This window comes from Streptomyces sp. T39 (assembly GCF_008042045.1).
Classification (GTDB): domain Bacteria; phylum Actinomycetota; class Actinomycetes; order Streptomycetales; family Streptomycetaceae; genus Streptomyces.
Map to the genome: position 1 here is coordinate 1 of NZ_RDBP01000076.1, position 1296 is coordinate 1296.

Below are 1296 nucleotides of genomic sequence, written 5' to 3' on the forward strand. Positions count from 1 at the left end.
GTGGTGGGTGAGGGCGAGTTGGGGTTCGCCGGTGGCGAGGGCGTGGGGGAGGAGGGTGCGGCTGTCGGTGTCGGTGTCGATGAGGGTGATGCGGTCGGGGTGTTCGTTCTGGGCGGTGCGGACGAGTCCGTGGACGGCTGCTTGTGCGGGGTTGGTGCGGGCGTCCTGGGTCAGTACCACCAGTCGTTTGTCGTCCGGGTCGGTGGCGATGTGCGCCTGGACGGTTTCCAGGACGTGGGTGGTCAGGGTCCGGACGTCGTCGTCGGTGCGGTGGGTGAGGTCGAGGACGGGCCAGTCGGTCCCGGTGGTGGTGTCGGGGGTGGGGATCGTCTGCCACTCGACACGGAACAGCGCGTCCCGCAACGGGTCCTGCCCTGCGATCACACGATGCGGGTCCACCGCACGGAAGCCCAGCTCCCGTATCGACAGCACCGGCGCCCCCGCGGAGTCCGCGGCCGCGACAGCGATCGTGTCGTCACCCCGCGGGGTGATCCGCACCCGCAACTGCCCCGCCCCGGAGGCGAAGAGCGCGAGCCGCCGCCAGGTGTGCGGAGTCAGCACCCGGCCGTCCGAGCGCGCCGCGCCCAGCGGACCGTACGCGGCGGCCGCGAGCACGGACTCCAGCAGGGCGGGATGCAGCCCGTACGCGGACGCCTCGCCCGCCAGCTCCTCGGGCAGGGCCACCTCGGCGTAGATCTCGTCGCCGTGACGCCACACCTTGCGCAGCCCCGGTGACGCGAGCGCCGAGACCTCCACGGCCTCCGCGGTGCCGGGCGGCCGCACGGTGAAGTCCCCCGCGAACGACGCCTCCTGGGCGGAGAGCCGGCCGATCGCATGCCGGACCCACTCGGACGACTCGTCGGTGCGCGAGTGCACACTGACCTGACGGCGGCCGTGCTGCCCGGTGCCCCCGGCGGCCTCCGCGGCCCCGACCTGCACCCGGACCTGGACGCTGCCGCGCTCCGGGAGCACCATCGGCTCCTCCAGGACGAGCTCCTCCAGCGTCCCGGCCGCCACATGGTCGCCCGCCCGGACGGCCAGCTCGACCAGCACCGGACCGGGGACCTCGGACGGCCCGCCCGACGCGTCGGCCGCGAGCCACGGGTGGGTCTTCAGCGACAGCCGCCCGGTCGTCAGCACACCTCCCGAACCGGGGAGTTCGACGAGAGCGCCCAGCAGCGGGTGCTCCTCCGCCGCGACACCGAGCGCCCCGGCGTCGCTGCTTCCCGTCCCCTCCAGCCAGTAGCGGGTGCGTTGGAAGGGGTAGGTGGGGAGGTCGGGTGTGGTGGTGGGTGG

Annotated in this window: 1 protein-coding gene; it reads right to left on the reverse strand. The window is 73.9% G+C overall.

From position 1 onward, the window contains the following. Nucleotides 1–1296 (reverse strand): polyketide synthase dehydratase domain-containing protein (locus tag EAO77_RS35305; RefSeq protein ID WP_187283554.1); only part of this gene is annotated, 1296 nt, incomplete at both ends.